The sequence below is a fragment of the Streptomyces sp. NPDC032126 genome (genome assembly GCF_055580085.1).
This window is the reverse complement of sequence record NZ_JBVIMA010000005.1, coordinates 43,515-69,101: the sequence shown is the minus strand read 5'-3', so window position 1 is coordinate 69,101 and position 25,587 is coordinate 43,515. Positions and strand designations below refer to the sequence as shown.

25 protein-coding genes are annotated in these 25,587 nt (G+C 71.9%); 16 read left to right on the top strand and 9 right to left on the bottom strand.

Translation table 11 applies throughout. The features are described from left to right. Positions 1-20: 20 nt before the first annotated feature. Entirely contained in the window at positions 21-761 is a 741-nt protein-coding gene (locus ACZ5NW_RS19795; RefSeq protein WP_468745150.1) for an SDR family oxidoreductase, read from the bottom strand. A gap of 158 nt (positions 762-919) precedes the next feature. Further along, complete coding sequence (locus tag ACZ5NW_RS19790; protein WP_468745149.1) at positions 920-1,618, bottom strand: TetR/AcrR family transcriptional regulator; 699 nt, start codon at positions 1,616-1,618, stop codon at positions 920-922. A 131-nt stretch (positions 1,619-1,749) separates the two neighbouring features. Between ACZ5NW_RS19790 and ACZ5NW_RS19785 the strand changes: the two genes are divergently transcribed. After that, positions 1,750-4,137: an ATP-binding cassette domain-containing protein gene (locus tag ACZ5NW_RS19785; protein ID WP_468745625.1), complete on the top strand. Its 2,388-nt coding sequence runs from the start codon at positions 1,750-1,752 to the stop codon at positions 4,135-4,137. Between the two features lie 310 nt (positions 4,138-4,447). Here ACZ5NW_RS19785 and ACZ5NW_RS19780 read toward each other — a convergent pair whose 3' ends face one another. Next, the gene (locus tag ACZ5NW_RS19780) at positions 4,448-4,915 is read right to left on the bottom strand and encodes a winged helix-turn-helix transcriptional regulator (protein WP_468745148.1); all 468 of its coding nucleotides are present in this window, start codon (positions 4,913-4,915) and stop codon (positions 4,448-4,450) included. Between the two features lie 88 nt (positions 4,916-5,003). Between ACZ5NW_RS19780 and ACZ5NW_RS19775 the strand changes: the two genes are divergently transcribed. Next, positions 5,004-5,501 carry a PaaI family thioesterase gene (locus ACZ5NW_RS19775; RefSeq protein WP_468745147.1) on the top strand — a complete coding sequence of 166 codons (498 nt, stop codon included), beginning with the start codon at positions 5,004-5,006 and terminating at the stop codon, positions 5,499-5,501. Positions 5,502-5,778: 277 nt separating this feature from the next. On the opposite strand, the gene ACZ5NW_RS19770 is transcribed toward ACZ5NW_RS19775, so the two are convergent. Further along, positions 5,779-6,336 carry a CGNR zinc finger domain-containing protein gene (locus tag ACZ5NW_RS19770; protein ID WP_468745146.1) on the bottom strand — a complete coding sequence of 186 codons (558 nt, stop codon included), beginning with the start codon at positions 6,334-6,336 and terminating at the stop codon, positions 5,779-5,781. 88 nt (positions 6,337-6,424) lie between these two features. Here ACZ5NW_RS19770 and ACZ5NW_RS19765 point away from each other — a divergent pair, with 88 nt between their 5' ends. Continuing rightward, on the top strand, positions 6,425-7,306 hold the full coding sequence (locus ACZ5NW_RS19765; RefSeq protein WP_468745145.1) for an alpha/beta fold hydrolase: 882 nt from the start codon (positions 6,425-6,427) through the stop codon (positions 7,304-7,306). Here ACZ5NW_RS19765 and ACZ5NW_RS19760 read toward each other — a convergent pair whose 3' ends face one another. The 3 genes from ACZ5NW_RS19760 to ACZ5NW_RS19750 form a co-directional block, all read right to left on the bottom strand. After that, entirely contained in the window at positions 7,307-8,068 is a 762-nt protein-coding gene (locus ACZ5NW_RS19760; RefSeq protein WP_468745144.1) for a class I SAM-dependent methyltransferase, read from the bottom strand. A 142-nt stretch (positions 8,069-8,210) separates the two neighbouring features. Then, complete coding sequence (locus ACZ5NW_RS19755) at positions 8,211-9,002, bottom strand: MBL fold metallo-hydrolase (protein WP_468745143.1); 792 nt, start codon at positions 9,000-9,002, stop codon at positions 8,211-8,213. Between the two features lie 242 nt (positions 9,003-9,244). Then, on the bottom strand, positions 9,245-9,352 hold the full coding sequence (locus tag ACZ5NW_RS19750) for a TrmO family methyltransferase domain-containing protein (protein ID WP_468745142.1): 108 nt from the start codon (positions 9,350-9,352) through the stop codon (positions 9,245-9,247). A gap of 433 nt (positions 9,353-9,785) precedes the next feature. Between ACZ5NW_RS19750 and ACZ5NW_RS19745 the strand changes: the two genes are divergently transcribed. The 7 genes from ACZ5NW_RS19745 to ACZ5NW_RS19715 all read left to right on the top strand — a co-directional run bounded on the left by ACZ5NW_RS19745 (position 9,786) and on the right by ACZ5NW_RS19715 (position 17,146). After that, the gene (locus ACZ5NW_RS19745) at positions 9,786-10,232 is read left to right on the top strand and encodes an ester cyclase (RefSeq protein ID WP_468745141.1); all 447 of its coding nucleotides are present in this window, start codon (positions 9,786-9,788) and stop codon (positions 10,230-10,232) included. A gap of 254 nt (positions 10,233-10,486) precedes the next feature. Next, positions 10,487-11,233: a nucleoside/nucleotide kinase family protein gene (locus tag ACZ5NW_RS19740; RefSeq protein ID WP_468745140.1), complete on the top strand. Its 747-nt coding sequence runs from the start codon at positions 10,487-10,489 to the stop codon at positions 11,231-11,233. Then, entirely contained in the window at positions 11,220-12,908 is a 1,689-nt protein-coding gene (locus ACZ5NW_RS19735; protein WP_468745139.1) for a GH3 auxin-responsive promoter family protein, read from the top strand. Before ACZ5NW_RS19740 ends, ACZ5NW_RS19735 begins: the two co-directional genes overlap by 14 nt. 87 nt (positions 12,909-12,995) lie before the next feature. Further along, complete coding sequence (locus ACZ5NW_RS19730; RefSeq protein WP_468745138.1) at positions 12,996-13,853, top strand: class I SAM-dependent methyltransferase; 858 nt, start codon at positions 12,996-12,998, stop codon at positions 13,851-13,853. Between the two features lies 1 nt (position 13,854). Beyond that, positions 13,855-15,282, top strand: a complete 1,428-nt coding sequence (locus tag ACZ5NW_RS19725; protein ID WP_468745137.1) for an FAD-dependent oxidoreductase — start codon at positions 13,855-13,857, stop codon at positions 15,280-15,282. Then, on the top strand, positions 15,279-16,415 hold the full coding sequence (locus ACZ5NW_RS19720) for a hypothetical protein (protein WP_468745136.1): 1,137 nt from the start codon (positions 15,279-15,281) through the stop codon (positions 16,413-16,415). The genes ACZ5NW_RS19725 and ACZ5NW_RS19720 overlap by 4 nt, the downstream gene beginning before the upstream one ends. Next, complete coding sequence (locus ACZ5NW_RS19715) at positions 16,412-17,146, top strand: DUF6182 family protein (RefSeq protein ID WP_468745135.1); 735 nt, start codon at positions 16,412-16,414, stop codon at positions 17,144-17,146. The genes ACZ5NW_RS19720 and ACZ5NW_RS19715 overlap by 4 nt, the downstream gene beginning before the upstream one ends. A gap of 25 nt (positions 17,147-17,171) precedes the next feature. Here the strand turns inward: ACZ5NW_RS19715 and ACZ5NW_RS19710 are convergent, their stop codons facing one another. Both ACZ5NW_RS19710 and ACZ5NW_RS19705 read right to left on the bottom strand, forming a co-directional pair. Continuing rightward, positions 17,172-17,630, bottom strand: coding sequence for a phosphatase domain-containing putative toxin (locus ACZ5NW_RS19710; RefSeq protein ID WP_468745134.1), 459 nt, complete (start codon positions 17,628-17,630; stop codon positions 17,172-17,174). Positions 17,631-17,695: 65 nt separating this feature from the next. After that, entirely contained in the window at positions 17,696-18,310 is a 615-nt protein-coding gene (locus ACZ5NW_RS19705; protein WP_468745133.1) for an MBL fold metallo-hydrolase, read from the bottom strand. Between the two features lie 195 nt (positions 18,311-18,505). Between ACZ5NW_RS19705 and ACZ5NW_RS19700 the strand changes: the two genes are divergently transcribed. The 6 genes from ACZ5NW_RS19700 to ACZ5NW_RS19675 all read left to right on the top strand — a co-directional run bounded on the left by ACZ5NW_RS19700 (position 18,506) and on the right by ACZ5NW_RS19675 (position 25,587). Then, positions 18,506-18,646, top strand: coding sequence for a hypothetical protein (locus ACZ5NW_RS19700; RefSeq protein ID WP_345651480.1), 141 nt, complete (start codon positions 18,506-18,508; stop codon positions 18,644-18,646). A 106-nt stretch (positions 18,647-18,752) separates the two neighbouring features. Next, positions 18,753-21,095: a putative PEP-binding protein gene (locus ACZ5NW_RS19695; protein ID WP_468745132.1), complete on the top strand. Its 2,343-nt coding sequence runs from the start codon at positions 18,753-18,755 to the stop codon at positions 21,093-21,095. Beyond that, positions 21,092-22,081 carry an ABC transporter ATP-binding protein gene (locus ACZ5NW_RS19690; RefSeq protein WP_468745131.1) on the top strand — a complete coding sequence of 330 codons (990 nt, stop codon included), beginning with the start codon at positions 21,092-21,094 and terminating at the stop codon, positions 22,079-22,081. The genes ACZ5NW_RS19695 and ACZ5NW_RS19690 overlap by 4 nt, the downstream gene beginning before the upstream one ends. Beyond that, the gene (locus ACZ5NW_RS19685) at positions 22,078-22,845 is read left to right on the top strand and encodes an ABC transporter permease (RefSeq protein ID WP_468745130.1); all 768 of its coding nucleotides are present in this window, start codon (positions 22,078-22,080) and stop codon (positions 22,843-22,845) included. Before ACZ5NW_RS19690 ends, ACZ5NW_RS19685 begins: the two co-directional genes overlap by 4 nt. Further along, complete coding sequence (locus ACZ5NW_RS19680; RefSeq protein ID WP_468745129.1) at positions 22,832-23,644, top strand: ABC transporter permease; 813 nt, start codon at positions 22,832-22,834, stop codon at positions 23,642-23,644. Before ACZ5NW_RS19685 ends, ACZ5NW_RS19680 begins: the two co-directional genes overlap by 14 nt. A gap of 29 nt (positions 23,645-23,673) precedes the next feature. Further along, on the top strand, positions 23,674-25,587 hold the full coding sequence (locus tag ACZ5NW_RS19675) for a RiPP maturation radical SAM C-methyltransferase (RefSeq protein ID WP_468745128.1): 1,914 nt from the start codon (positions 23,674-23,676) through the stop codon (positions 25,585-25,587).

Genomic DNA, 25,587 nt, shown 5'->3' with positions numbered 1-25,587 from the left:
TGCCCGCGCAGACGGTGTGGTCAGGCGATGCCGCCGTTGGCGAAGAGGACCTGGCCGTTGATCCAGCGGGCCGGCCCGGCGAGGAAGGCGACCGCCTCAGCGATGTCCTCCGGGGTGCCCAGGCGCTCCAGCGGGGCGGCCTTGGACAGGTTGTCGATCGTGGCCTGGTCCTTGCCGTCGAGGAACAGCGGTGTGGCGGTCGGGCCCGGCGCCACGGCGTTGACGGTGACGTCCTTGCCGCGCATCTCTCGGGCCAGCACCAGGGTCATCGCCTCGACCGCGGCCTTGCTCGCCGCGTAGGCGCCGTACGACGGGAACCGCAGACGGGTGACGGAGGTGGAGAAGTTGATGATGGCGCCGCCGGCCCGCACGCGCCTGGCCGCCTGTTGGGAGACGACGAAGGTGCCGCGGATGTTGGTGCGGTGCATCCGGTCCAGGTCGTCCAGGTCGAGGGTCGCGATCGGCGAGAGCAGCATGATGCCCGCCGTGTTGACCACGACGTCGAGGCCGCCGAACTCCCGCTCCACCGCGTCGAACGCGGCGGACATCTCGTGTTCGTCAGCGACGTCGCCGCCCACGGCGATCGCCCTGCCGCCGGCCGAAGTGACCGCGGCGACCGTCTCCTCGGCCCTGGCCTTGTTGCCGGCGTAGTGCACCGCGACGGCGATGCCGTCCCGGGCCAGTCGCTCGACGACCGCGCGGCCGATGCCTCCGGAGCCGCCGGTGACCAGGGCGACGCGAGGGGTGGTGTGGTCCGTCATGAGAGGTACTCCTTCGGGGCGGTGAGGGAAGCGGTCCGGGGGGAGGGGGGCCGCACCCTCGGCCTCGATGCGATGCGGCCGTCGCGGCCCGGCACGAGGGTGTGGTCGTCCGGCACCATGACCGTGGGGGCTCGTGGCGCTGGGGAGGGCGCGGGGAATCAGGCCGGTGTGTCGCCGGGCGGAATCTGCGTGAGCCACTGCCCGAGCAGGGCCGACTCGGCGGGTGTGAAGGGCTGTGGGGTGAGGTCGTCCAGGGAGGCGAGCAGGGTGGTGGCCGCCACCGTGCGCGGGTCGTGCGGCGCGTCGGCGTCGGCGGTGTCGAGCAGGATGGCGCGGTGGATCGCGTCGCGGACGAGGACCGACAGGCTCGCGTCCGGGTAGAGCGTGGGCCGGGTGATCAGGGCGAGGGCGACACCGGTGTTGGCGGACATGACCATGCGCGCGGCCACGTCGGGCGCGAGGCGCAGACGTCCCTGCGCGGCGAGCCGGTCGAGAACGTCACGGAGCAGCCGCATGGCCTCCGCCGCCGCCTCGGGCACGGAACGCAGGGCCGGGGCGCACATGAGCTTGTACGCGTTGGGGTGGGCCAGCGCGAAGGCCGTATGGCTGTCCCAGCCGTCGCGAAGATCCTGGAGCGGGTCCTCGGACTTCTCGGCCGCGCGCTTGCTTCCGAGGTACTTGTCCCAGACATGGTCGACCGTCGCCGACAGCAGCCCGTCCTTGTCACCGAAGAGCCGGTACAGCACAGGCTGCTGCACTCCGGCCGCCTCGCACACGGCCCGCGTGGAGACGTCACCGCTGGGTGACTGGGCCAGGAGGGCCGCCGCCGCTTCGATTATCGCTGATCTCGTATCCACGTAATCGACGATAACAGACTCTCTTATCGATGACAACACATTACTGTTATCGTCGATACGAGCGGGGTGGTCACGAATGGAGAAGCGCCGGCCCCCGCCGCGGACCTAACGTGTGGGCCATGGGAGACACGATGGACAGGGCCACGAAGACGGACACCCGCTCGGCCGAGCCGCACCTCGCCGACAGCCACGATCTGATCCGTGTGCACGGCGCGCGCGAGAACAACCTCAAGGACGTCAGCGTCGAACTCCCGAAACGGCGCCTGACGGTCTTCACGGGCGTGTCCGGCTCGGGCAAGAGCTCGCTGGTCTTCGACACCATCGCGGTGGAGTCGCAGCGCCTGATCAACGAGACGTACAGCGCCTTCGTACAGGGCTTCATGCCGACCCTGGCCCGGCCCGAGGTCGATGTCCTCGACGGACTGACGACCGCCATCACCGTCGACCAGCAGCGCATGGGCAGCGATCCCCGCTCCACCGTCGGCACCGCCACCGACGCCAACGCGATGCTCCGCATCCTCTTCAGCCGGCTCGGCACGCCGCACATCGGCCCGCCGAGCGCCTACGCCTTCAACGTCCCCTCGGTCCGGGCGAGCGGCGCGATCACCGTCGAGCGCGGCGCGAAGAAGACCGAGAAGGCCACCTTCAACCGCACCGGCGGCATGTGTCCGCGCTGCGAGGGCCGGGGCTCGGTCACCGACATCGACCTGTCGCAGCTGTACGACGACACCAAGTCGCTCAACGAGGGCGCGCTCACGATCCCCGGCTACAGCATGGACGGCTGGTACGGCCGCATCTTCAAGGGCAGCGGCTTCTTCGACCCGGACAAGCCGATCCGCAAGTACACCAAGCGGGAGCTGCATGACCTGCTCCACAAGGAACCGACCAAGATCAAGGTCGAGGGCATCAACCTGACCTACGAGGGACTGATCCCCAAGATCCAGAAGTCGATGCTGTCCAAGGACGTGGACGCGCTCCAGCCGCACGTCCGGGCGTTCGTGGAGCGGGCGATGACGTTCAGCGTCTGCCCCGACTGCGACGGGACCCGGCTCAGTGAGGGCGCCCGGGCCTCGAAGATCGACGGGATCAGCATCGCCGACGCCTGCGCCATGCAGATCAGCGACCTGGCCGCATGGGTGCGCGGGCGCACCGAGCCGTCGGTGGCGCCGCTGCTCACCGCGCTCCAGCAGACCCTCGACTCGTTCGTGGAGATCGGGCTCGGCTATCTCGCGCTCGACCGGCCGTCCGGCACGCTCTCGGGCGGCGAGGCGCAGCGCGTGAAGATGATCCGCCACCTCGGCTCCTCGCTGACCGACGTCACCTACGTCTTCGACGAGCCCACCACGGGTCTGCACCCCCATGACATCCAGCGCATGAACAACCTGCTGCTGAGGCTGCGGGACAAGGGCAACACCGTGCTCGTCGTGGAGCACAAGCCGGAGGTCATCTCGATCGCCGACCACGTCGTCGACCTCGGCCCCGGCGCCGGTACGGCGGGCGGAACCGTCTGCTACGAGGGCACCGTCGAGGGACTGCGGGCCGCCGGCACGATCACCGGGCGCCACTTCGACGACCGGGCCCGGCTGAAGGACGCGGTGCGCACGCCCACCGGGAAGCTGCCGATCCGCGGCGCGAGCGCGAACAACCTCCGGGACGTCGACGTCGACATTCCGCTCGGGGTGCTCGCCGTGATCACCGGCGTCGCCGGCTCCGGCAAGAGCTCCCTCGTACACGGGTCGATGCCGGCCGACGCGGGCGTGGTGTCGGTGGACCAGAGCCCGATCCGTGGTTCGCGGCGCAGCAACCCGGCGACGTACACCGGACTCCTCGACCCGATCCGCAAGGCGTTCGCCAAGGCCAACGGGGTGAAGCCGGCGCTGTTCAGCGCGAACTCCGAAGGCGCCTGTCCTACCTGCAACGGTGCGGGCGTCGTGTACACCGACCTCGCGATGATGGCCGGCGTGGCCACGACCTGCGAGGAGTGCGAGGGGAAGCGGTTCCAGGCCGCCGTCCTCGACTACCGCCTCGGCGGCCGTGACATCAGCGAGGTGCTGGCGATGTCGGTGACCGAGGCCGAGGAGTTCTTCGGCTCGGGCGACGCGCACACGCCGGCGGCGCACCGCGTGCTCACCCGGCTCGCCGATGTCGGACTCGGCTACCTCAGCATCGGCCAGCCGCTCACCACGCTCTCCGGCGGCGAGCGGCAGCGGCTGAAGCTGGCCACTCACATGGGCGACAAGGGGGGCGTCTACGTCCTCGACGAGCCGACCACCGGCCTGCACCTCGCCGACGTCGAGCAACTGCTCGGCCTGCTCGACCGCCTCGTCGACTCCGGCAAGTCGGTCATCGTCGTCGAACACCACCAGGCGGTCATGGCACACGCCGACTGGATCATCGACCTCGGCCCCGGCGCGGGGCACGACGGCGGCCGCATCGTGTTCGAGGGCACCCCGACCGACCTCGTCGCGGCCCGCACGACACTGACCGGCGAACACCTGGCGGCGTACGTGGGCGCCTGAAGGGGCGGAGCGGGGTGGGGGTGTTGGCGTGACGGCGCCTGAACGGGCGGAGCCGTGTGAGGGTGTTGACGTGACGGCGCCGGGGCGGCGAGGGGCGGAGTGGTGGCCGTGGGGAGTGGGGGAGCGGCGGGGGTGATGGCCGTTCGGGGCGGGGAGTGGCGGGGCGGTGGCCGTGCGGGTCGGGGGCGTTGGCCGTGCGAGGCGGCGATTGCGGGGCCGCGAGTGGCGATGCGCCGAGCCTCACACCTCTGCGGCGCACCGGTCCCGGCCGACCGGTCTCACGCCGCGGCCCACCGCTCCCGGTCGGCCCTCACCCCCTCCGTCGCGCCCCCGGTCCCGGTCGGGCGGAGACCTCCCGGGGAGTCAGTGCGGCGTGCTCATCGGCGCACTCGACCACGACACGCACCGGCGCCCCGCACTCGGAGTGCCGTAGGTCCATGACCGCGCCCTCCGGATCGGGGTCGTAGGCCTCGCCCCACTGGCGCAACGCGACGAGGACGGGCCACAGGTCCCAGCCCTTGCGGGTCAGCCGGTACTCGTTACGGGAGCGGCTGCCGGGCTCCTGGTAGGGGACCGTGCGGAGAATGCCGGCGGCGGTCAGCTTGCGGAGCCGGTCGCTCAGGACCGCCTCCGACAGACCGATATGGCGGCGGAAGTCGTCGAACCGCCGCACGCCGTTGGCGGCGTCGCGCAGGATCAGCAGCGTCCATTTCTCGCCGACCACGTCGAGGGTGCGCTGCACGGGACAGTTCTCCGTGCTGACCTCAAGCCACTCCATGCCCCCATCGTAAGACCCTGGCTTCGTCATTGACAGTCAGGTGACCGCCGGGCTAGCTTCGATCCACGAAGTCAGCGGGAGGGTGAGCATGGGACGGACGCGCACGTACGAGTGGGAGGACCCCAGCGTCTCGGCGGCCGCCGTGGGGCAGAGCTCCGGCCTGGACTTCCTGCGCGAGATCCTGGCGGGCCGGCTGCCGTCGCCGCCCATCGCCGCCACCCTCGACCTCACGCTCGACGAGGTGGAGGAGGGCAGGGTCGTCTTCTCGCTGATGCCGGGCGAGGAGCACTACAACCCGATCGGCAGCGTGCACGGCGGTGTCTACGCCACCCTGCTCGACTCGGCCGCAGGGTGCGCAGTCCAGACCACGCTGCCGGCCGGTATGGGGTACACCTCGCTCGATCTCACGGTGAAGTTCCTGAAGCGGATCACGGTGGACACCGGCCGGGTCCGGGCCATCGGCACGGTGGTCAACCGAGGCCGGCAGACCGCGCTCGCCGAGGCGAGGCTGGTGGACGAGAAGGACCGCCTGCTGGCGCACGCCACCAGCAGCTGCATGCTGTTCCCGGTGCCCGGCCAGGCCTGAGCGGCGGGCACCGGCGCCTCGCGCCTGGACGTCACGGGCCGTGTGGTCCTCACCGACCGCCGGTCAGGAAGACGCACGCCCCCACGAGACGCCCGGAAACCAGAATTCCGGCGGGCGCGTCCCGATCAGCGCGCCGGGCGGGGCCCAACAGCCCGCCACCCGCGTGGCCTTCGTCGCCACCCGCATTCCCCGCCGGAGTACCCCCGTGCGCGGCCTCCCCTGTGAGCGGATGCTCGAACACGCCCGCCCCGAGGGCCAGTTGCCCCCGGGGGGGCGTCTATCCCGTCTTGTGGCGCTGGTAATGGCGGGCGACCCGCATCCGGTTGCCGCAGCGCGTGGCCGAACACCAGCGGCGGCGTGGATGGGTGGCCAGGAAGAGCAGCACGCAGTCGTCCGCCTCGCACTCCCGGATCTTGCCGACCGCCGGATCGGCCAGCAGCTCGGCGGCCGACTCCGCGAGACAGGCGGCGAGTCGCCGCCCCGGTGAACCGGCGCGCCGGCGTGTGGCCACCACAGTCCGCCCGTCCCACGACAGTTCGCTTACCGCCGGTGCGGCGCGCTGGGCCTCGTTGAGCGCCTCCAGGTCGGCGGCCGGAGGTGCCTCGCCCCGGCGTACGTGGTCGAGGGCGCGCGCGGTGTGTTCCCGTACGGCCCGCACGGCGGCCAGATCCGCGGCGGTGACCTCCCGTGGCACGGGTTCCGGGAGGCGTCCGTCCTCAAGGGCCCACCAGGACCGCAGGTCGCCCGGCGTCGCCAGCAGGTCACTGGCGGCCGTCAACGTGTTGACGAGGTCCAGCGCCAGTGGCTCTCCGGTCAGCGGTACGAGATCGCTCATGCCCCTAATGGTACACGGTGGTGTTGACGCATTAGCCGCTGTCGAGCTATATCTAATGCATCAAACAGCGATCTAAGGATTAGTGAGCATGTCTGCCTCCGTCGCCCGCATCGCCCGTATCACCCACCGCCACCTCGACGTCGACGGCGTCCGCGTCTTCTACCGGGAGTCGCTGCCCGACCGGGCCGACGCGCCCGTGCTGCTGCTTCTGCACGGCTTCCCGTCCGGCTCGCACCAGTTCCGCCGTCTCATCGACGCGCTCGGCGCGCACTACCGGCTGATCGCCCCGGACTATCCCGGCTTCGGCCAGACCGAGGCCCCGGCGGAGTTCACCTTCACCTTCGACCGGCTCGCGGACATCACCGAGGGATTCATCCGCCGCCTCGGCCTCGACCGGTTCGTCATGTACGTCTTCGACTTCGGCGCGCCCGTCGGCTTCCGTATCGCCGAACGCCACCCCGAGTGGATCGCCGGCCTGGTCGTGCAGAACGGCAACGCCTACGAGAAGGGGCTCTCCGAGGCGGCCCGCGGCCTCATCGCCCTGACCCCCGAGACCCCCGGAGCCGCCGACGCCGTCCAGGGCATGCTCACCCTCGAAGGCACCCGCGGTCAGTACGAGGCCGGTGTGTCCGACGCCGCCCTCGTGGCCCCGGACAGCTGGATCCTCGACCAGCACTTCCTGGACCTGCCCGGCCGCAAGGACGCCCAGCAGGCGCTGTTCTTCGACTACCACTCCAACGTGGAGCGCTACGGCGTCTGGCAGGCGTGGCTGCGCGAGCACACCCCGCCCGCCCTCATTGTCTGGGGCAGCCACGACCCCTTCTTCCCCGAGCCCGGTGCCCACGCCTACCTCCGCGACCTGCCCGACGCCGAACTCCACCTCCTCGACACCGGCCACTTCGCCCTGGAGACCCATCTGCCGGAGATCGCCCCGCTGGTCGCCGACTTCCTCGACCGCGTCTGGAAGTGATCAGCGCAGGCCGAGGAAGTCGGCGGGCGGCTGGAGGCGGTAGACGGAGACGTGCGAGCGGGAATCGGCGGTGAACTCGGCGCCGGTCCAGTCCGCGTGCCTGGTTTCGAGTTCGAACCCGGCGAGCCGACCCATGAGATCGAGTTCGGCGGGCCAGATGTACCGGTGAGGGCTGCGGAACAGCTGCGCCCGCTCCGTGTCGTCGAAGTGGAAGTGGTGCGACACGACGTGCTGGTGGAGGACGTCGTAGGTGTCCAGGCCGATGTAGCCGGGGTCGGACTGCCAGACGGTGGCCGTCCGACCGGGCGGGAGGCTGCGCAGTTCGGGCACCCACAACTCGACGACGAACCGCCCGCCGGGCGCGAGATGGCGAGCCGCGTTGCGGAAGCACTCCACCTGTTCGTCCTGGGTGAGCAGATTGGAGATCGTGTTGTAGACGAGATAGACCAGGGAGTACGTCCCCGGCGCGACCGTCGTGGTCATGTCGCCGACGATCACGGGGATCGTCGCCTCGTCGGCCTTGGTGCGCAGTTGCTCCACCATCGGCCGGGACAGCTCGATGCCGGTGACGGGGACTCCTCGCTCGGCGAGCGGGACGGCCACCCGGCCGGTGCCGATCGCGAATTCGAGCGCCTCTCCCTCACCCGCGAGCCGGGCGAGTCGGTCCACCGCCGGGTCCAGGACCTCCGGCGCGAACATGCCGGTACCGGGGGTGTCGTAGCGCCGGGCCGTGGCGGCGTCCCAGATCTTCTCCTGTTGCATTCCCTCAACGCTTGCTGCCCGCACGGGAGTTGTCCAACGAATAAACGAATGTCCGTCGGATATCGGCTCACGTCGGGACACGCGCACCGCGCCCTGAGTGCCGGTGCCGACATCGGCACCGCGGCACCCAGGGCGCGCACCCTCAGGAGTCGATCTCGGTGGCCGTTCCGGCGGGCAGCCACTGGAAGAGGTCGCGGATGTCATCGGGTGCGGTGGCGAGTTGGCGCTCGATCGCCTCACGGCCCTCGCGGAAGTGCTGCCAGCCCTCGTAGTGGACCGGGATGGCGAGGTGGGGGCGCAGCAGCCGGCACAGGTCGATGGCGTGGGCGGCGGTCATGGTGTACCGGATGGGCCCCGTGATGGGGAACTGCACGCCGCCCAGGTGGATCAGCGCGGTGCCGACCGTGAGGCGTTCGGCGACCTGGCGCAGACCGCCGTACATGACGGTGTCGCCGGAGATCCACAGGACGCCGTGCTTCTGGCCCTCCCAGGTGAGGGAGAAGCCGGTGACCTCCCCGACGAGGGGCCGGGACAGCGGCGGGCCGTGGCGGGCCGGGGTGGCGGTGATCTCGATGGTGGGGCGCCCGGGGGCCTCCAGCCGGGTGCTCGCCCACGGTGTCAGGCCGCGGGCGTTGCCGCCGAGACGGCCGGCCCCGCTCGGGGTGGTCAGGACGACGTCGGCCGTCGGTAACAGGGCACGTCCGGCGGTGTCGAGGTTGTCACCGTGCTGGTCGTGGGTGACCAGGATCGCGTCGAGCGGCGGCAGTTCGGATGCCTCGACCGCCGGTCCGCTCCGCTTGTGGGAGAAGGTTCCCAGGCCGAAGGTGTAGCGCCGGCCGGGCGGGTCGAACGTCGGATCGGTCAGCAGGCGCCAGCCGCCGATCTCTATCAGGGTGGTCGGGCCGCCGATGTGGGTGATGCGCAGGTCGCTCAAGTGGGTGCTCCCTTCCGTGCCCGGGACGGGCGGCGGCGCGCTTCCCGGGCGTGCGGTGGCTCAGGCGTGGGCGAGGGCCAAGTGTAGGGCGTGATCGACGATCTCCGACCGGCGTTCCTGTGGGTATCCCGTGGAAACAGTCGGAGAGGGCGAGGGTTTCGTCGGATCCTGGGCGAGGGTCCAACCGGCTTGCGCCGCCGGGGCGTTGGCTCGACGCACGCCTCGCCCGTGCCTGAGGACGGTCAGCGGTCCGGAGTGAGGACGGGCTTGATGTCCAGGACGGGGGTGCGATCGAGGGCCTCGAGGTTGCGGACGTGGACGCGTGTCCCGGTGATGGCGAGGATGTGCACGGTGTGCAGGCGCGATCCAGCCAGGTGAGCAGTACGACATCGGTGCCGGGAGTCAGACCCTCCAGAGCGGGGGCACAGCGTTCGTCGAGCACGAGCCAGGCGTCGGGAGCGCCTTCGTCGGGCTGACGGGGGGCCGTCGCCGCATCGGTCAGCGGGGATTCGACATGTCCGATGGGACGCAGCGTGTACGAGGTCATGGAGCCTCGGTCCTTTCTGACAGCGGTGCGGGGGCGAACGGACGTACAGGGTCATGGACCGACCAGGACCGACAAGTGTGACGACCGACAGAAGAAATTGATGTCACCCCGCGATGTCACCTCGCGATGTCACGGATCGGCGGGCTGAGCCGTCTCGGGTGTGTGGGGTCACGCAAGCCAGGTCACGCCGACCACGGTCCCTACCTTCCTACCGAGTCAATTCGAGGAGCACGCACATGTCCGCAGCCGAAGCAGCCACCAACAAAGCGGTGTTCGAGCGTTTCCACGACGCGGTGAACGGCGGCGATGTCGAGTTCATCGCGAAGACGATCGACGAAGTGGTCGATCCGGACCTGCTGTTCCACGCTCCGGTGCCCATGGGGACGACGGGGGCGCAGGCGCTCAAGCAGGTCTGGGAGGTGCTTCTGCGGGCCTTCCCCGACGTGCGGGTCACCGTGGAGGACATGATCGCGGAGGGCGACAAGGTCGTCTTCAGGAACACGGTGACGGGGACGCACCTGGGGGAGTATCGGGGCATCGCGCCGACCGGCCGCAGTGTCACCTACGGCGAGATGTTCATCGTCCGTTTCGCGGGCGGACGGATCGCGGAGATCTGGGGGCTCGTGGACGTCTTCTCGCAGCTGCGTCAGCTCGGCGCGGTCCAGCCGCCCGCCCAAGCCTGATGATCCCTGGTAGCGCGGCCTGAAACGGCCTGGAGGAACACGGAAGTTCGCCCCCTGGAAGGCATGCAGGATCTCTCCATTCAGACAATGTTCAGAATCCTTCCAGGGCGGCCTGTGCAGACTGGCAGGCGAACAGCAGCAAACGCGGATCCGGAGCCAACCGTCGGCGTGCTGTGCCTTGCCCCCTGTGAGGCATGAAGGAACCTGAGCGGCCGCCGACTTCCCCCAACGGCCCAATGAACCGAGGTTGCCTGATGCCTTCCGACTGTACTGACACGACGCTCGGCGCGGCCCTCAAGGAATCGCGCGGCGGTGATCCCAGTGCCGGAAGGACCTCCCCCCAACGACAGCGCGCCCGGGCCACGTGGCGCCGGCCGTTCGTCGTCCTGCTGGGCGGCGACTACGCGGGCAAGTCCACCGCGCTCGCCGAGCTCGCCCGCACCCGGCCCCGCTGGCGGCTCCTCTCCGTCGACGACGACCGCCTGGCCCCCGAGCACGCCCTGATCGGCCGGGTGCGCAGAGCCGTCGTCAAGGAGGTCGCCCCCAGCCCCGGCGACTGGTCCCCGGAGTTCCTCGCCACGCTGCTGCAGACCGCGGTGGTGCACCTGCGCGACCAGCTGCTGCGGGACGACGAGCCGGACCGGCCGACCGTCGTCGACTCCTACTACTACAAGTTCCTGGCCAAGGCCCGCCTCGCGGGAGTGCCGGACGACCCGCTGCTGGCGTGGTGGCGGACCTTCCCCCAGCCGGCCCGGGTGATCTACCTCGGGGTGACGCCCGAGACGGCCTGGCGGCGCAGTCGCGAGGGAGCCGACCTCAACCTGCTGGAGTACTACGGCCCGCGCCCCGAGTGGGAGGGCTTCCGCCGCTATCAGACCGACCTGGACAAGACCCTGCGGGACGAGATCCAGGGCCTGCCCGTCACCGTGATCGAGGAACACGCCCGCCCGGACCACACCGCGGCGGCGATACGAGAGGTGCTCAACGATGAATTCAGTTGAGTCCTGGACCGACCCCGACCGGCTGCGCCGCTACCGCGACCGGGTTTTCGCCGAACGCCGGGGACTGCGCGAGGCCTTCGGCGACCCGGCCGGCCATCAGCAGCGCGTACTGCGCGACCTGCTGGAGTTCAACTCCGGTACGGAATACGGAAAGCAGCACGGATTCGACCGTATCCGCACCCTCGACGACTTCCGCAAGGCCGTGCCCGTACAGGCGTACGCGGACCTGGAGCCCTGGATCGAGCGGGCCGCGGCGGGCGAGAGCGGCGTCCTCACCGCCGACCGGCCCACCGTCTTCTTCACCAGCAGCGGCAGCACCGGCGCCCACAAGAAGATCCCGGTGACACCGAGCTTCATGCGCACCACCTTCTTCCCCTTCTACTACGCCGCCTGGGCGCCCCTGATCGAGCACTTCCCCGACGTCCTGCACCGCCCGGACGCCGTGCTCAACCTCAAGCACGACCCGCTCGCGGCCCCGCCCACCACCGCCTCCGGCCGTCCCCATGTCGGCGCCAGCCAGGTCGACTTCGGATCCGCCTTCGGTGAACCGCTGTCGGCCGAGCCCGGCACCGGCGCGCCCTGGGGAACCCTGCCGGTCGCGATCGAGGCCGACCGGCACCTGGAGAAGATGTACCTGCGGCTGCGTCTCGCCGTGGAGAGCGACGTGCGCTGCGTCATCGGGATCAACCCGGCGATGGTCGCCGCCCTGCCCCACCAGCTCGACCAGTGGTGGCCGCGCATCGTCAAGGACATCCGCGACGGCACCCTCGGCGGCGCGCCCCACGGCGCGCCGAACCCCGAGCGGGCCGTAGAGCTGGAGAGGCTGGCCCAGCGCCACGGCACGGTGCGGCCGGTCCACATCTGGCCGCACATGCGTGCCCTGTTCTGCTGGACCACGGGTCTCGCCTCGCTCTACCTGCCGCGCCTGCGCGAGGAGTTCGGCGTCGGGGTCACGGCATTGCCCGCTCCCGTCGCCGCCTCGGAGGGTCCCGTGGGCGTGGCCCTCGACCGGCACCGCTCCGCAGGCAGCCTCGTCGTGACCGCGTCGGTGTACGAGTTCGCGGACGCCGACGAGGACCTGTGCCCCGACACCGCCACCCTGCGCCCCGAGGAACTGGAACCCGGGCGGGACTATCACGTCGTCTTCAGCCACATCGGCGGCCTCTACCGCTACGCGGTGGGCGACGTCGTACGCGTCGTCGACCACGAGGACGGAGTGCCGCGCGTCGAGTACACCGGCCGCGCCACCCGGTCCGACCACGCCGGGGAGCGGCTGCGCGACGCCCAGGTCGTCCGGGCCCTGCGCAGCACACTGGACGCCGGTGGGCTCGAACTGCGCAATGTGGCCTGCCGAGTGACATCCCATCAAGAACAGGCGCCTGCCTACGAGTTCGCGCTCTCGGCGACGACGCCGTGGAGCGCGGACGAATCGGAGCGGTTCGCCGCCCGGCTGGACCAGGCCCTGCGCCACGAGTCGGCCGACTACCGCCGGGCACGCGCCGAGGGCCGGCTCGGCGCCCCCTTCCTGCGGCACCTGGACGCCGACGCGTTCCTGCGGGACTGGCAGACGCAGGTCGCGAGCGGCGTGCGCCCCACCCAGGTCAAGGACCGGCTCTTCCGGCAGGACCCGCAGCAGTGGGCCCGGCTGACCGCACCCGTCCCGAGCGGCGCCTGAGACACCGCGCCGCGAACACCCGTCACGGGCGGGCCCCCGGAGGGTCGAGCCACGGCCTTCGCACCCCGAAAGAGGACAAGGACAGCGATGACCGCATCACTGGACGCCGTCGAACGGACCGCGCTGCTGACCGCCGCCCTGCGAGCCGCCGAGACCCAGCGGCCGGACCGGCTGTACGAGGACCCGTACGCCGCGTCGCTCGCCGGGGACATCGGCCCCGATCTGCTCGCCGAGGTACGGGCGGCCACCTTCCCGCCCGGGCGGGCGCGCACCCTGCCGAGCACCCCCGACTACAACGCCATCCGCACCCGGTTCTTCGACGACTACCTGCGTCAGGCCGCGGCCGACCCGGACACCACCCAGATCGTGGTGGCCCCGGCCGGCATGGACTCGCGCGCCTATCGCTTCGACTGGCCCGATCGCGTGCGCTGGTTCGAGGTCGACCGGCCGGCGGTCCTCGCGTACAAGGCGGAACGGCTCCAGGGCGTCGCGCCGCGCACGGACCACCGCACCGTCGCCGTCGACCTCACCTCGCCCTCCTGGGAGGACGACCTCACGGCCGCCGGATACGATCCGGCCGTCCCGTCCACCTGGCTGCTGGAGGGACTGCTCTACTACATTCCGGAGCCGGACGCCCACCGCATCCTCGACCGGGTCGCGGCCCTCTCCGCGCCCGGCAGCCGCATCGCCGCGGACATCGTCAACGCCGCCGCCCTGACCCTCCCTCACATGCGCGGGCTGCTCGACGTGTTCGCGGGCTGGGGCTGCCCCTGGCTGTTCGGCACCGACGAGCCGGAGGCCCTGTTCGCCTCCCACGGGTTCACCGCGCGGGCGATCCAACCGGGGGAGGAGGGCGCCGACTTCGGACGCTGGCCCGACCCGGTGCCGCCGCGCGAGGAACGCGACGTGCGACGCGTCTTCTTCGTCCACGGAAGGCGGCGCTGACATGACGACCGCAGTGATCGCCGGTGGCAGCATCGCCGGACTCGCCAGTGCCCTGTCCCTGTCCGGCCTCGGCCACGGGGTGCTCGTCCTGGAACGCGCACCCGGGCCGCCGTCCCTCGCGGACGCGGCCGGCTGGGAGCGCCCGACCGTACCGCAGGGACTGCACGCGCACACCCTGCACTCCCTCGGCGTACGGCTGCTGGGCGAACGCGCCCCGCGGGTCCTGGAACGGGCCCGGGCCGCCGGCGCCGCCACCCTCGACCTCACCACCGCCCTGCCCCCGACGGCGACCGACAGCGCGCGCGAACCCGGCGACAGCGAACTGATCGGCCTCGGCTGCCGCCGCACCGTCCTGGAGAACGTGCTGCATCAGACCGTCCGGGACCTGCCCGGGGTCACCTTCCGGTACGACACGCTGGTGGACGGCATCGAACTGGACCGGTCCGGCACCCGCGTGCGCGCCGTCGTCACCGGCACCGGCGAGCGCGTCCCCGCCGACATCGTGGTGGACGCCACCGGCCGCCGCGCCCAGTCCCGCACCTGGCTGCGCGGCGCCGGCCTGCCGCTCGCGGCCGACCGCACCAGCCCCACCGGCATCAGCGGCTACTGCCGCTTCTACCGGCTCACGCACGGCACCTGGCCGGGACCGCTCAACCGGGGCAACGCCGTCGGCAACGTCTTCGGCCACTACGCCGGCGTCCTCCACCCCGCCGACAGCGGCACCTTCTCCATCACCCTGGCCACCTTGCCCGGAGACCGCGCCCTGCACGGACTGCGCACCGCCGAGGGATTCACCGCGGCGGCGCTCGCCACACCGGGCCTGGCACCCTGGCTGGACGACGGCGTCAGCGAGCCGATCTCCCCGATCCGCTCGATCACCTGCCCGCCCAACGCCCTGTGGGGCACGGCGAGCACCGCACAGCGCCCCGTCGCCGGACTGTTCCCCGTGGGCGACGCGGCCTGCGTCACCAATCCGCTCTACGGCCGCGGCATCTCGCTCGCCCTGCGGCACGCCTTCGAGCTCGCCGATCTGCTCCGCGCACACCCGGACGTGGACCTCGCCCAGCGCCGGGCCTTCGCCCGCACGACGCAGGAGCTGTTCCTGCCGTGGTACGAGCTGTCCGCCGCGTCCGACCAGCAGCGCATCGCCCGCTGGCGAGCCGCCGTCGAGGGCACCCCGGCACCCGTCCGGGCCGAGGGCGGCCCCACCGCATTCGAGCAGGTCATCGCCGCTGCCGCCACCGACGGCACGGTCTGGCGCGGGCTCACCCGCGTCCTCATGACGCTCGCCACGCCCGCCGAGGTCTTCGACGCGGACTTCCTCACCCGCGTCCGGCAGGCCCGGCCGCCCGCCGCGCCGGCCCCGCAGGGGCCCACCAGGGACGAGTTGGTCGCCCGGGTCAGGGCGGCCGAGGGGGCCTTTGCATGACCCCCGTCCCGGGGGAGCGGCCCGGGACCGGCCGCCACCGAGTGCTGCTCGCCCCGATCACCGTCACCCCGTCCAAGCCGCTGACCCCCAGCCACCTCAAGGGCCTGCTGTGGACGGACGTGATGTACCGGGCCACCCGGCCCCTCGCCGACGTCACCTACCGCTACAGCCACACCACGTACCACCCCACCGAACAGACCCTCGGCTTCTGGGAGTTCCTCGACCGGACCCGCGGCGACACCGACTACGGCGGGCTCACCGAGGACCGGATCGGCGAGCTCTACGTCGACTTCCGCGCCGCGCCCCGCGCACCCGCCGAGGCCCTGCGGCCGTACGCCGACGCGGCCGAACGCGGCTGGGTGCACCCCGCGAGCGCCCGCGTCCTGGAACTGTGGAGCGCGCATTACGCGGCGCTCGGCATGCACGACCCCGGACTGCTGGAACACCAGCCGCCCGGCCTCACCCTCGACGCCGCCCTGACCCGCCTCGCCGACCTCGGCATGTTCCTGGACCAGCGCGAGGTCGGCGGACCCGGCTACCTGGACCTCACCCGCTTCGGCATGCCGCTGCGGCAACTGGTCACCGCCGACGGCCGGCCCAACTACCTCGCCTGCGCCCTGCGCGAACTCCTGCCCCTGGCCCCCGACTTCGACGAGGTCGTCCTGCTCTACGACGGCGGCCTCGACCCCGACTACCAGCAACTGGAAAAGGTCCTCACGGCGCTCGGGCCCGGCGTGCGCCGGGTGAGCCTCGGTCGCGTCCCCATCGACGGCCGGATCCTCTCGGCACGCCACGGAGGATGGCGCGACGCACACGCCGGCGTCCTGCTCAAGGCCGCCTGCGAGGAGCACGACGTGGACGCCGTACGCCTGGGCATGCGCCTGTACTTCATCGCCGTGCTCGGACCCGGCCAACAGCAGTCCTTCCGGGCCGACCTGCTGCGCCAGAGCGTCAAGCGGGCCGAACGCCTCCTCAAGACCGCCCAGCACGAGGCATCGCCCTCACTGGAGGAACTGCTCGCCCGGCATCGCAAGGACCACCTGTACGTCGATCCCTACCGGCTGACGTCCTCCCTGCTCGGCAAGCGCCGCGCCGCACCCGCGGAGGAACTCCTGACGGCGGTGTTCCTATGACCCTGACCCAGCAGCACCTGCACGAGTGCGCGGCCGAACGCATCCGCGCCGTCCGCCCGGACCTGGCGGCCCGGTACCCCCTCGGAACCCGGGACGGACTCGCGGCCGCCCGGCGTGACATCGCCGCCGAGGACGCGGCCGCCGGCTCCCTGGCGGCGGTCGTCCTGCGCCGCTTCGACCTGGCCTCCTGGGCGCGGGACACCTGTGTGTTCGCGCTCGGCGTCGACCCCGACCGGGCGGCCGCCTGGCGGGCCTCCTTCACCCGCACCGTCTTCCTCGCGGGCAACCCGGAGCACCTGTGCGGCCGTTTCGACTTCGCCCACGTGGCCGCGGACCTCTCCGCGGCCTGGACCGCGCCCGGGCCACCGGAACGGACCGCCGGGCTGCGCAGGCTCCTCAAGCTGTTCGACGGCCCGGCCGGCGTGCCGAGCCGTCCCGACACCCTCGTCGGGATCCCCGGCGACCCCCGGCACACGGCCCGCCGCGCCCAGTGCCGGGACCTCTACGTCGCCACCGCCGGCGCGACGGTGTCCGAGACACTGGTGCATGTCAACCACGTGCTGGTGGAGGCCGTACTGGACGGCCTCATCGCACCGGGGGACCGGCTGGTCCTGCGCCAGGTGCCGCGCATGGTCGGGCTGTCCGCGCGCCTGGCCCGCGTGCGGGTCGTCCCCGACGACCGGCTCACCGGCCGGCTGAAGGCGACGGTCGCACTGACCGGGGAGACCTGAGGCGCCTCCCCGCCCGGAGGGGGATCTACGACGGACGCGGCGGGCCGGGCGGGAGGAGGCGGGCGAAGTCCAGCGTCCACGCGCGCTGTTCCTCCGTGTCGGGCACCCGGGTCCCCCGAGCCCGCTCCATGGCCGCCCACGCGGTCTGCGGGGCCATGCCCTCCAGGATCATCAGGGAGACCGCGATCAGCGAGGACCGTCCGATGGCGGCGCGGCAGTGCACCACGACATGGGCGCCCGCGCGCAGCTCTCCGGCGAGTTCGCGCAGCACCGGCAGCACTCGGGGGACGGAGGGCACCGTGAAGTCCGGGATGGGCAGGGCGACGAACCGCAGCCCGGCTGCCCCGGCGAGACGCGGCTCGTCGGCGAGCCCAAGGGCGGCGCGCTCGGCGTCGGGGAGCGCGCAGACGAGGACGTCGGCGCCGGCGCCGCGCACGGCCGCCAGGTCCTGGGGCAGGTGCCCGTGCCCGCGGGGCCTGGCCATGGTGCTCAGGCGCCCCGGTCCGCGCCTCCCGGCGACGGTGTGGAGGACCGGGGCGGACGGCTCGGTCACGGGGCGCTCGACCCCGGCGCGAGCCAGCGGTAGCGGCCACCGCACTCGTCGGTGAGCCAGCCGTTGAGGCTGCCCAGGCCCCGCTCGTTGACCTGCCCGTCGTGGATGCCGTAGGCCCGTTCCGGATCGACGGCGCGGACGAAGTCGATGGCCTCGTCCGTCTTCAGCCAGGACGCCTGGAGGGGGACCAGCAGCGTCTCCACCGGCCGGTCGGGGCGGTGCAGGGAGTCCCCCGGGTGGTAGAGGCGGTCCTCGACCAGGTAGCCCAGGTTGACGCAGTCGGGGAGGTCGCCGTAGATGCGCGCGTGCCGTCCGCCCGTCGCGGTCACCCGGAAGCCCGCCGCGGTGAACTCCTCGCCGGGGGAGACGCCGGTGAAGTCCAGGCCGGGGAGGTGCGCCGACTCGGGGGCGTAGACCGGCACGCCCAGCCCCCTCAGCCGCAACAGGTCCACGTGGTCGTCGTGTTGGTGGGTCACCAGGACGGCGTCCGCGCCGGCGAGCGCCTCGGGCTCGCTCCATATGCCGGGATCGATGACCAGTGTGCCGCCGTCGGGGTGCCGCAACCGGACACAGGCGTGGGTGTACTTGGTGATCCGCACCCGCGTGAGCATAGCCCGGGGGCTTTGCGATTCCCTTCGGGGAATGGCCGGAAACCGTCGGTCCGCCGGATCGCCGGATGGGTCCCCCGTCAGCAGCGACGACTAGAGGACAGGCGCGTTCCGGGGGAGTCGATATCCCGTCAACTTCGCCGTTGAGAGCCAGAGTTCACCTTGTGGTAAGGGAGGGGCCACTGTTAGCGTCGAATCATGGACATTTCAAACTCGAACGTCGAGGAGCTCGCCGACCTGGCCGAGCTGGAATTCTCTCCGATCACCCCGGAGGAAGCCGCTGACCTGGACGACCGTGTGTACCTGCTCGGTGTCCGCCCGGAGTTCGTGAACCGGTAGGTCCGCCCGCCAATCCGCCCCCGGACTCCGCGGGGGTTCGCTGCCATCAGGGGTTCACCACCGGGAACGGTGCCGGACCCCGCCACGGGGGATGGGGATTCAGTACGTGGTCAAGGATCATCTGCCGGACGGTCTTCCTGCGGATTCAGTGCTGCGGCTGCCGGTCGATGTCGCCGACGACACCCTCCGTGAGGCGATCGCCGAGCTCGATCCCGACCATCGTCTCGGGAGTGCGGAGCACCCCGTCTTCCTGACAGCCTGGCTGCCCTGCCTGAAGGGCGGCTGCCTGTCGTTCCTCGGAATGAGCCCTGCCAGTCGAGGATGGCTGGCAGGGCTCGCCGGCGACGGCTTCGCCGAACGCCGCTGGTCCGAACTCGTCGCCGCGCTGGCCGCGGTGGATCCCGACGCCGTGCTGCCGGACGACCCCGTCGAACAAGTCGTCGTACTCGTACGGGCGTTGACCGGATCCGAGTCGGGCCCGGCGCGGTTCGCGCTCGCCCGGCAGCCACTGTGGTGCGGCCCCCACGGCGGCAGCGGCCTCGCCCACTCCTGCGATCCGGCCACCGGCCGGCCCGGCCTGACCGGCTCCTACCTGGCCGGGGGATCCGGAGCCCAACTGCTGACCGAGGGCGGCGTGGATCTCGCCGAACTCATCGACACCCAGCCCTGGGGCCCCGAACTGCGGGCGGCGGTGGAGACCGCCGAGCGCGAACTCGACTGGCCGGCGAGGGTGGAGTTCGTCGTAGAACGAGGCTGTGACCGGCGGAGCAGGGTCACCGTCGTCCGGACCGCCCCGGCCCGACTGCGTGGTGCCGCTCTCCTGCACGCCGTCGCCAGCCGCTACGAAAGCGGCCGGTTGACCCCCGCGCAGGCGGTGCGCCTGGTCGAGCCCCTGGACGTCGAAGCGGCGCGGGCCGCGAGCGCGCGGTCCCTCGGGCTGCCGGTGGCCGCACGCGGCCTCGGAGTCTCCCCCGGGACCGCCTCCGGCACCGCCGTCTTCAGCGCGGCCGAGGCCGTCGCCGCGCGCGCCGACGGACAGCGTCCGGTCCTGGTCCTCACCGAGTCGAAACCGCAGGACCTTCCCGGCCTGCTGGCCGCCACGGCCGTCGTCACCGAGCGCGGCGGGCAGACATCGCACGCCGCCGTCGTGGCGCGCGGACTCGGGCTCCCGGCTGTCGCCGCCCTCGTCGACGGGGTCCTGGACACCGACGAGGCCGACGGCTCCAGGTTCCTGCGCACCACGCGCGGCGACACCGTCCGGGCCGGCGACCTGATCACCGTGGACGGACACACCGGAGTCGTCCACCTCGGCGGCCCGCAGCAGCCCTCCGCCGCACGTCACACCACCCCCCAGCTGCCCGGCTGGCTGGACGACGCGGTGTCCGGGCTGCCCGGCATCGCCGTCCGCGTGAACGCCGACACCGGCGCGGACGCCGCGGCCGGGCGGGCACTGGGCGCGAGCGGAGTGGGACTGTGCCGTCTGGAGCACATGTTCCTCGGCGAGCGCCACCAGGTGCTCCAGCGCGTCCTGATGGCACGCCCCGGCCCCGACATGACCGAGGACCTCGCCACCGTCCACACCTTCCTCCGGGCGGAGATCACCGACGTCCTCGCGGCGATGGACGGACTGCCCGTCACGATCCGTCTGCTCGACCCGCCGCGCCACGAGTTCCTCCCCGACCTGACCGAACTCGCCCTCACCGCGGCCACCACCGGCACGCCCGCCGACCGGGACCGGCTCGACATCACCCGCCGCCTGCACGAGCACAACCCCATGCTCGGAGTGCGCGGCGTGCGGATGGGCGTCCTGCTCCCCACGCTGACCGCCGTACAGATCGAGGCGCTGGCCCAGGCCACCCTCGCCCTGCGCCGCGCCGGCCGGGACCCACGGCCCGAACTCCTCGTCCCGATGGTGAGCACACCGGCCGAACTCGACTTCGTACGGGGCGTCCTCGACGAGGTCTGCGCCCGCCTGGGCACCTCCGCGGCCGAGGCCGGCATCTCGCTGGGGGCCATGATCGAGACCCCGAGGGCCGCGCTGCTGGCCCGGTCCATCGCCCGTCGCGCGGACTCCCTCTCCCTGGGCACCAACGACCTCACCGCACTCGTGTGGGGCCTGTCCCGCGACGACGCCGAACAGCATCTGCTGCCCGCCTACCAGGACATCGGCCTCCTCGACACCTCCCCCTTCGCCCGGCTGGACATCGAGGCCGTCGGAGTCCTGGCCCGCCAGGTCGCCGACGAGGCACGCGCCGTGCGCCCCGACATCACGCTCGGAGTCTGCGGCGAACAGGCCGCCGACGAGACGGCCGTGCGCTTCTTCGCCGCGGCGGGCTACCACCACATCTCGTGCGCGCCGCCACGGATCCCCCTGGCCCGGCTCGCCGCCGCCCGCGCCGCCGTCGCCCCCGAGACGGCCGCCGACCACCCGACGGAGGCGGGACGTTGAGCGAACCGGCGATCGTCGTGGAACAGCTCGGCCGCACCTTCACCGACCGCGGCCGGGACATCGTGGCCCTGCGCGACGTCAGCTTCCAGGTCGGGGCCGGCGAGATCGTGGGCCTGCTCGGCAGCAACGGTGCCGGCAAGACCACCCTCACCAAGATCCTCGCCACCCTGCTGCTGCCCACCACCGGCTCCGCCCGCGTCTTCGGCCACGACGTCACCCGCGACCTGCGCGCCGTACGCCGTATGACCGGCGTCGTCCTGGGTGGCGACCGCGGCCTCTACGCCAAGCTCGACGCCCGTGACAACCTGCGCTTCTTCGCCGTGCTCGCCGGCGTGGGCCGAAGGGGCCTGAACGCGAGACTGGACGCCGCCCTGGAGGAGGTCGGCCTGGCCGGGGCGGCCGACCGCGCTGTGGAGACGTACTCCAAAGGCATGCGCCAGCGGCTCCACATCGCCATCGGCATGATCGCCGAACCGCGCGTGCTGCTGCTCGACGAGCCCACCGTGGGCCTCGACCCGGTCGAGGCCGAACGGTTGCGCGGCACCGTCGCCGCACTGCGGGACACCGGCGTCTCCGTCCTGCTCACCAGCCACCATCTGCTCGACATCGAACGCCTCGCCGGCCGGGTGATCATCCTCGCCGACGGCACGCTGGCGGCGGATCTGCCGGTCGAGGAGTTCGCCCGGCAGGCCGGCTACACCGCCACCGTGATCGTGCGCGGCACCGGCAGCCCGCCCGACGCCGGAGCCCTGGCGTCGCCCGACATCGCCGTCGGCGGCGTCGACACGGCCGACACGGCCGACGGGGGGTGGACGCTCCGGCTGCATGTGCGGGACTGGAGCGTCGGCTCGTTCGGCCTGCTGGAGAAGGCGCTCGCACACGTCAGTGTCCTGGACGTGCGGATCGAGCCGGTGCGGCTGGAGGACGTCTACGCGCACGTGGCCGCGCGCCTGGCCGCCGGCCGGCAGGTGGGCGGAGTGCGATGAGCGGCGCCCTGTGGATGTTCGTGACCGCGTTCCGCATGGAACAGCGGGCGATGCGGCGCAACCCGCTGCTGCTGGTCAACTCCGGCATGCTGCCCGCCGTGTTCCTCGTCATCGCCGTGGAGACCGGCCGCCCCGGCCCCGACGCCGCCACCGAACTCGTCGTGGCGGTGATGCTCACCGCGCTGTGGGGCTCCACGGTGTGGATGAGCGGAGGCGTCCTGCGCCGCGAGCGCAGCTTCGGCACCCTCGCCCGCTGTGTCTGCGGAGTCTGGTCGCCGTATCTGGTGCTGCTGGGCAAGAGCCTGGGCGCGACCGTCACCAGCGTCGGCGCGATCCTCCTGAGCACCGGCGTCACCGCGGCCGCGCTCGACCTGCCGCTGAGCATGGCGCACCCGGCGTGGATCGTCCTGTCGCTGCTGGTGCTGGTGTGCTCCGGCACCGCGCTCGGCGCCCTGGTGTCCTGTCTCTTCCTGGTGACCCGCAACGGGCTGGTGTGGTCGCACGCGCTGATGTACCCGGTGTTCGCGGTGGGCGGGCTGCTCATCCCCGCCGACGCGCTGCCCGCGTGGCTGCGCTGGGCGCCCGATCTGCTCAGCCTGCACTGGATCAAGAACTGCCTGGTCGACGGCGCCACCGGCGGCGTCACGGCCGGGCCGCTCGGCATCGCGACGCTGCTGACGCTCGGCTACTTCTCCGCCGCGGGCCTCGCCTACCACCGGTCCGTCGAGACGTCCCGGAAGGAGGGGACGCTTGACCTCGCTTGACAGCGCCCAGCCCCCTTCCCTGCCGGTGCCCCTCTGGCGGGCGGCCGAGGCTGCCCGTATGGGCTGGCTGGAGTACCGGGCGGTCCAGACGCCCTCCGGCCTGCTCGGCGCGACCCTGCCGCGCGGGGTCCTGCAGATCCTGTTCTTCACCACGCTCGCGGGCGTGCTCGCCGGCCCCGGACACCGCGAGTACGCCTTCGCCGGATCGCTCGTCCTCGCCCTCAGCGGCACCAACGTCAACGGTGTGGTCGCCGTGCCCGTCCTGGACAAGCAGTACGCCACCTTCGCCCGGGTGCGCACCGGCGTCCTGTCGCCCACCGTCACCCAGATCGCCCGGGCGCTGCCCTACCCGGTCATGGGCTGGCTCCTGCTCGTCGTCCAGGGCGCGATCGCGGCGCCCCTCCTCGGCATGACGGACTTCGCCCTGCGCCTGCTGCCCTGGATCTGGGTGTACGCGCTGATCGCCCTGACGCTCAGTGTGCTGGGGCTCGCCGGAGCGACGATGACGGTCGGCAAGCGGGCCGACGTCGTGGCCCCGAACGTCCTGTCCTACCTGGTCATGCTGTGCAGCGGCGCGATCGTCCCGCCCGGACGGGTGGCCTGGGTGGACGCGATCGGCCAGGTGCTGCCGGCCCGGCACGGCCTGGACGCCGTCCGCGCGGGCATGGCCGGCCGGCCCTGGCTCGGCGACCTGGGACTGGAGCTCGCCGCCGGTGCCGGCTTCACCGTCCTCGCCGCCCTGTCGATCCTCGTCCAGGCCCGGCGCGCGAGCCGGCACGGCCACGACGACTTCGAGTGACCGATGCGCCCACACCCGAGGGGAAACCGATGAGCATCATCCGACTGCCCCTGGCCGTACGGACCGAGGCGGACGACACGGCGTCCGCCGCGCCGCCGAGCAGGGCCCTGCGCGTCGCCCTCGTGAACATGCCCTGGGCGCGCATCCACGCCCCCTCCATCCAGTGCGGACTGCTGCAGTCGATCACCCGCGAGGCCGGGCACGAGTGCGACAGCCACTACCTCAACATCGAGTTCGCGTCCCTCTTCGGCAGCAAGGAGTACGACGCGATCGCCAACATCGCCTCGGAGCGGCTCCATCTGATGGGGGAGTGGCTGTTCTCCTACGCCGCGTTCGGCGAAGTGACCCCCGACGACGACTACTTCGCCGCCTACCCGGAGGTGAAGTCCATCTGGGACGAGCTCACCGGCGAGGGTCTGGAGGACCTCGTCGCACTGCGCCGCGAGAAGCTGCCGGAGTGGATCGCCGCGTGCGCGGCCAGACCGGAGTGGGGGACGTACGACGTCATCGGGTTCACCTCCACCTTCCTGCAGAACACCGCGTCGCTCGCCCTCGGCCGGAAGATCAAGGAACTCCACCCGCACGTCACCCTCGTCTACGGGGGCGCCAACTTCGACGGGGAGATGGGCGCCGAGTACGCGCGGAAACTGCCCTGGCTCGACCACGTCGTGACCGGCGAGGGCGACCTCGTGTTCCCCGCCCTGCTGAAGAACATCGCCGACGGCACCGACACCCCCGTCCCTGGCGTTCTGGGCCATCACACCGCGGACGCGACCGGCGACGCCCCGCGCCCCCAGACCCTCGACGACCTGCCCACCCCCGACTACCGCGACTACTTCACCTGGCTGGACCGCTTCGACCGCGACCGGCTCCTGGGCCGCACCGCCGTACGCCTCCCGGTCGAGTTCTCCCGGGGCTGCTGGTGGGGCCAGAAACACCACTGCACCTTCTGCGGCCTCAACGCCCTCGGCATGGCCTACCGCTCCAAGTCCGGCGAACGCGCCTTCGCCGAACTCGACGCACTGCTGCGCGACTACCCGGCGGTCCACGTCGACACCGTCGACAACATCCTCGACATGGGCTACTTCTCGTCGCTGTGCGCACGGCTCGCCGAGGAGCACTGGGACGTCAACCTCTTCTTCGAGGTGAAGGCCAACCTCACCCGCGACCAGCTCGCCACCCTCAAGAGCGCCGGTATCCTGCGCATCCAGCCCGGCATCGAGAGCCTCAGCACCCATGTCCTGAAGCTGATGCGCAAGGGCGCCAGCAAACTGATCAACATCCGGCTGCTGAAATGGGCCGCCTACTACGGCATCGACGTGGCGTGGAACATCCTCGCGGGATTCCCCGGCGAGACCGAGGAGGACTACGCCGAACAGCTGCGCCTGCTGCCGCTGCTGCACCACCTCCAGCCGCCCGGCGGCTGCGGACGGATCTGGCTGGAACGCTTCAGCCCCTACTTCACCGACCCGTCGTTCCCCATCGACAAGGTCCGGCCCCGGGCCAGCTACAGCCACGTCTACCCGCCCTCGCTGGACCTGGAGAAGATCGCGTACTTCTTCGACTACGAGGCGACCGGCACCGTCTCCCACGAGACGGTCGCCGCGCTCAACGCCGCCGTCGCGCAGTGGCAGACCCGGTACAGCGAGGCGAAGCCCAGCCTCGTCCACCAGCGCCTGCCCGGGAAGCTGACGCTCATCGACCGCAGGACCGACCGGCCGGGACGGGCCGTCCTCGAAGGCTGGAAGGCGGCGGCCTACGAGGCCTGCGGCGACGCGCCCCGCACGGCCGGCGCGGTCTCCCGCCGGCTGGCGGAGCAGGACCTGTCCGTCTCCGAGGAGGCGGTCACGGCCTTCCTCGAACAGTGCTGCCGCGCGGGCGTGATGGTGTCGGACGACGGCAAGTACCTCGGGCTGTCGCTGCCGGAGAATCCCGGCTGGTAG

Coding starts and splice junctions, on each gene's coding strand:
- ACZ5NW_RS19795 (WP_468745150.1), bottom strand. CDS start 761: ATGACGGACCACACCACCCCTCGCGTCGCCCTGGTCACCGGCGGCTCC.
- ACZ5NW_RS19785 (WP_468745625.1), top strand. CDS start 1,750: ATGGACAGGGCCACGAAGACGGACACCCGCTCGGCCGAGCCGCACCTC.
- ACZ5NW_RS19780 (WP_468745148.1), bottom strand. CDS start 4,915: ATGGAGTGGCTTGAGGTCAGCACGGAGAACTGTCCCGTGCAGCGCACC.
- ACZ5NW_RS19775 (WP_468745147.1), top strand. CDS start 5,004: ATGGGACGGACGCGCACGTACGAGTGGGAGGACCCCAGCGTCTCGGCG.
- ACZ5NW_RS19770 (WP_468745146.1), bottom strand. CDS start 6,336: ATGAGCGATCTCGTACCGCTGACCGGAGAGCCACTGGCGCTGGACCTC.
- ACZ5NW_RS19765 (WP_468745145.1), top strand. CDS start 6,425: ATGTCTGCCTCCGTCGCCCGCATCGCCCGTATCACCCACCGCCACCTC.
- ACZ5NW_RS19760 (WP_468745144.1), bottom strand. CDS start 8,068: ATGCAACAGGAGAAGATCTGGGACGCCGCCACGGCCCGGCGCTACGAC.
- ACZ5NW_RS19745 (WP_468745141.1), top strand. CDS start 9,786: ATGTCCGCAGCCGAAGCAGCCACCAACAAAGCGGTGTTCGAGCGTTTC.
- ACZ5NW_RS19740 (WP_468745140.1), top strand. CDS start 10,487: ATGCCTTCCGACTGTACTGACACGACGCTCGGCGCGGCCCTCAAGGAA.
- ACZ5NW_RS19735 (WP_468745139.1), top strand. CDS start 11,220: ATGAATTCAGTTGAGTCCTGGACCGACCCCGACCGGCTGCGCCGCTAC.
- ACZ5NW_RS19730 (WP_468745138.1), top strand. CDS start 12,996: ATGACCGCATCACTGGACGCCGTCGAACGGACCGCGCTGCTGACCGCC.
- ACZ5NW_RS19725 (WP_468745137.1), top strand. CDS start 13,855: ATGACGACCGCAGTGATCGCCGGTGGCAGCATCGCCGGACTCGCCAGT.
- ACZ5NW_RS19720 (WP_468745136.1), top strand. CDS start 15,279: ATGACCCCCGTCCCGGGGGAGCGGCCCGGGACCGGCCGCCACCGAGTG.
- ACZ5NW_RS19715 (WP_468745135.1), top strand. CDS start 16,412: ATGACCCTGACCCAGCAGCACCTGCACGAGTGCGCGGCCGAACGCATC.
- ACZ5NW_RS19710 (WP_468745134.1), bottom strand. CDS start 17,630: ATGGCCAGGCCCCGCGGGCACGGGCACCTGCCCCAGGACCTGGCGGCC.
- ACZ5NW_RS19705 (WP_468745133.1), bottom strand. CDS start 18,310: ATGCTCACGCGGGTGCGGATCACCAAGTACACCCACGCCTGTGTCCGG.
- ACZ5NW_RS19700 (WP_345651480.1), top strand. CDS start 18,506: ATGGACATTTCAAACTCGAACGTCGAGGAGCTCGCCGACCTGGCCGAG.
- ACZ5NW_RS19685 (WP_468745130.1), top strand. CDS start 22,078: ATGAGCGGCGCCCTGTGGATGTTCGTGACCGCGTTCCGCATGGAACAG.
- ACZ5NW_RS19675 (WP_468745128.1), top strand. CDS start 23,674: ATGAGCATCATCCGACTGCCCCTGGCCGTACGGACCGAGGCGGACGAC.